Annotated in this window: 1 protein-coding gene and 1 pseudogene; both read left to right on the top strand. The window is 66.8% G+C overall.

Translation table 11 applies throughout. The features are described 5' to 3' along the window. On the top strand, positions 1–3,494 hold a 3,494-nt coding region (locus ACWDU1_RS30670; protein ID WP_450003823.1), incomplete at its 5' end, for a nitrate reductase subunit alpha. A 30-nt stretch (positions 3,495–3,524) separates the two neighbouring features. Continuing rightward, positions 3,525–3,629, top strand: a pseudogene (locus ACWDU1_RS30675) (hypothetical protein); the annotation flags it as partial.

Here is a 3,629-nt window from a genome sequence, read left to right on the forward strand (position 1 = left end):
GGAAGATCTACGTCAAAGACGGTGTGATCACCTGGGAGTCCCAGCAGACCGACTATCCCTCCGTCGGCTCCGACAAACCCGAATACGAGCCCCGCGGCTGCCCGCGCGGCGCCTCGTTCTCCTGGTACACCTATTCGCCCGCGCGGGTGCGGTATCCGTATGTGCGCGGCACACTGCTCGAGCTGTACCGCGAGGCGAAACGCAAGCTCAAGGATCCGGTGCTGGCCTGGGCCGATATCGTCGAGGACCCGGAGCGTGCCCGCCGGTACAAGGCGGCACGCGGTAAGGGCGGATTCGTACGCGCCGAATGGTGGGAGGCCGCCGAGATCGCCGCGGCGGCACACGTCCACACGATCAAGAAGTACGGACCGGACCGGATCGCCGGATTCTCGCCGATCCCGGCCATGTCCATGGTCAGCCACGCCGTCGGCGCCCGGTTCATCTCGCTGCTGGGCGGGTCGATGCTGTCGTTCTACGACTGGTACGCCGATCTGCCGGTGGCCTCACCGCAGGTGTTCGGCGATCAGACCGACGTCCCGGAATCGGCGGACTGGTTCGACGCCGGGTACCTCATCATGTGGGGTTCCAACGTCCCGGTGACCCGCACCCCGGACGCCCACTACATGACCGAGGCCCGCTACCGCGGCCAGAAGGTCGTGGTGGTTTCCCCGGACTACGCCGACAACACCAAGTTCGCCGACGAATGGGTGGCGGCCCGGCCGGGTACCGACGCCGCGCTGGCGATGGCCATGGGTCATGTGGTGCTGCGGGAGTTCTTCGTGGACCGGGATACGCCCCGGTTCCTGGACTACATCCGCAAATACACCGATCTGCCCTTCCTGATCACCCTCGACGAGGGCGAGGACGGGGTCGCGGTGCCGGGGAAATTCCTCACCGCCGCCGATCTCGGCAGCACCGAGGAGGGCGCGCAGTTCCGGACCGTGCTGCTCGACGGTGACGGTGCGCCGGTGGTGCCGAACGGGTCGCTGGGGGATCGGTTCGGCGAGAACGGCACCGGGCGCTGGAACCTCGATCTCGGGGGTGTCGAGCCACTCCTGACGCTGTACGGCCGCACCGACGATGCTGCGGCCGTACAGTTCCCCCGGTTCGATTCGGATGTGCCCGGGGTGCTGACCAGGGGCGTGCCCACCTCGGTGGTCGCCGGGAAACGGGTGACCACGGTGTTCGACCTGTTGCTCGCGCAGTACGCGGTGGGCCGGCCGGGACTGCCCGGTACCTGGCCCGACGGCTACGACGACGCGTCCGAGCCCTACACCCCCGCCTGGCAGGAGGCCATCACCGGCGTACCGGCCGTGCAGGCGCAGCGGATCGCCCGCGAATTCGCCGATAACGCCGACCGTTCCGGCGGCCGGTCGATGATCCTGATGGGCGCGGGCACCAATCACTGGTTCCATTCCGACCAGATCTACCGGTCCTTCTTCACCCTTACACTCCTCACCGGCTGCCAGGGCGTGAACGGTGGCGGCTGGGCGCATTACGTGGGCCAGGAGAAATGCCGCCCGGTGACCGGCTGGGGCACCCTGGCGTTCGGCCTGGACTGGCAGCGCCCGCCGCGGCAGATGCAGGGCACTGTCTTCTGGTATCTCACCAACGATCAGTGGCGCTACGACCCCTTCACCGCCGACGCCTTCTCCTCCCCGCTGGGGAAGGGGAAGTTCGCGGGCCGGACGGCCGCGGACAATATCGCGCTGGCGACCCGGCTGGGCTGGATGCCCTCGTACCCGACCTTCGACCGCAATCCGCTGGACTTGGCCGACGAGGCCGAGGCCGCCGGGCGTACCGCCGCCGACCACGTGGTGGACGGGCTGAAAACCGGCGACCTGCGCTTCGCCTGCGAGGATCCCGACGCCCCGGAGAACTTCCCCCGCGTGCTCACCGTATGGCGGGCGAACCTGCTCGGATCGTCCGGTAAGGGCAACGAGTATTTCCACCGGCATCTGCTCGGCGCGGATTCCAATCTGCAGACCACCGATACCACCGGCGTGCGCCCGGAGGAACTGGTCTGGCGCGACGAGGCCGCCACCGGAAAACTGGACCTGCTGCTCTCACTGGACTTCCGGATGACCAGTACCACGCTGTTCTCCGATATCGTGCTCCCGGCCGCCACCTGGTACGAGAAGCACGATCTGTCCTCGACCGATATGCATCCGTTCGTGCACGCTTTCACCCCGGCGATCTCGCCGCCGTGGGAGGCCAAAACCGATTTCGAGGCGTTCCACCGGATCGCGCGCGGATTCTCCTGGCTGGCCGAGAAACATCTCGGGGTGCGCAAGGACATCGTCGCGGTGCCGCTGCAACACGATTCACCGGATGCCATGGCCCAGGCGGGCGGCCGGGTGCTGGACTGGAAAGCCGGGGAATGCGAACCGATCCCGGGTAAGACCATGCCGAAACTGGTGGTGGTCGAACGGGATTACCCGAAGCTCGCCGAGAAGATGGCCGCGCTCGGGCCTCTGGTGGAAACGCTGGGTCTCACGGTCAAGGGGGTCACCACCCATCCCGACGCCGAAGTCGAGTACTTGGCGGGTATGAACGGGACGGTGGTATCCGGGGCGGCGCAGGGCCGGCCGTCGCTGGCCAAGGACCAGTACGCCGCGGAGGCGATCCTGGCCCTGTCGGGAACCACCAACGGCCGCCTCGCGGTGGAGGGTTTCCACGCCCTGGAACGCCGCACCGGCACCGAACTGGCCGATCTCGCGGCCGAACACGAGGGTAAGCGCATCACCTTCGCCGATACCCAGGCACGACCGGTACCGGTGATCACCTCGCCGGAATGGTCGGGTAGTGAAACCGGTGGCCGCCGGTATTCGCCGTTCACCATCAACACCGAGCGGCTGAAACCCTGGCACACCCTCACGGGCCGGCAGCACTTCTATCTCGACCACGACTGGATGATCGAACTCGGCGAACAGTTGCCGACCTTCCGGCCGCCGCTGGATATGACGGCGCTGTTCGCCGAACCCGGGGTCGGCGAGGTGAGCGAACGCGGGGTCACCGTGCGCTACCTGACCCCGCACTCCAAATGGTCCATCCACTCCGCCTACCAGGACAACCTGCATATGCTCACGCTCTCGCGCGGCGGCCAGACCATCTGGATGTCGGAGAAGGACGCCGCCAAGATCGGTGTCGCCGACAACGACTGGATCGAGGCCATCAACCGCAACGGCGTGGTGGTGGCACGCGCCATCGTCTCGCACCGGATGCCCGAGGGCACCGTGTTCATGTACCACGCGCAGGACCGCGCGGTGGACGTCCCGCGGATCGAGGGCACCGCGGAAGTCGACGGGAACTTCAAGGGCAAGGGCAAACGCGGCGGTATCCACAACGCGCTCACCCGGATCATGATCAAACCCACTCATCTGATCGGCGGCTACGCCCAGCAGTCGTTCGCCATCAACTACCACGGCCCGACCGGTAATCAGCGCGACGAGGTCACCACGATCCGCCGCCGCAGCCAGCATGTGGAGTACTGACGTGATCGGGTCGACTACGGAGGAATCGCTATGCGCGTGATGGCGCAAATGGCCATGGTCATGAACCTCGACAAATGCATCGGCTGCCATACCTGTTCGGTCACCTGTAAGCAGGCGTGGACCAACCGCGGCGGC

The sequence above is a fragment of the Nocardia sp. NPDC003345 genome, from assembly GCF_053589395.1.